The organism is Pseudomonas sp. BP01, from assembly GCF_022760795.1.
GTDB classification, from domain to species: Bacteria; Pseudomonadota; Gammaproteobacteria; order Pseudomonadales; family Pseudomonadaceae; genus Aquipseudomonas; species Aquipseudomonas putida_Q.
Genome location: NZ_JAFBKA010000073.1, coordinates 1 through 582 on the forward strand (window position 1 = coordinate 1; position 582 = coordinate 582).

Annotated in this window: 1 protein-coding gene; it reads right to left on the reverse strand. The window is 59.6% G+C overall.

The window, feature by feature from the left end:
• A partial coding sequence (locus JOY50_RS28520) for an immunoglobulin-like domain-containing protein (RefSeq protein WP_243056170.1) occupies positions 1–582 on the reverse strand: 582 nt, incomplete at both ends.

Genomic DNA, 582 nt, shown 5'->3' on the forward strand with positions numbered 1-582 from the left:
TTGCAGTGGCCGAGCCAGTGGTGCTGTTGGCGGCCACAACGACTGTCGTGCCATCGGTCAGCTTGAAGTACAGCTCCGAATGGTTGTTGATCGGCAGGCCGTCTTTGTTGGTCAGCGTGATGGTGTAAGTGATCTCGCCGCCTTCGGTAACCGAAGGCGTTGCAGTCAGCTTGGCCACAACCTCGTCGATGGTGTCGGTCACTTTGACCGAAGCGTCACCACCCAACTGCAGGTTTTCGAAGGCAGCACCGGTAGCGTCTACCGCCGACTTGATGCCCAGGCTGATTTCGCCAGCATCCTGGTAGACGTCATCGCCCTGTGCAGTGTGCTCGTACGGCGCGCTGGTCTCACCGGCCTTGATGGTGACTTGGGCATTGTTGCTCAGGGTCACGACCAGGTCGTGGGCCAGGGCGGTGTTGATGTGCACGGTGAAGGTCGGCTTGACGTTCTCGGCCACCGATACCTGGTCAGCGGTGATGGTGACCTTGACGATATCGCCTTCGTTGCCCGGGGTGCCTGGTTCGTCGGTGACCTGGGTGCTGACTGGGGTCTTGTCCAGGTTCAGGTTTTCAAACTTCCACG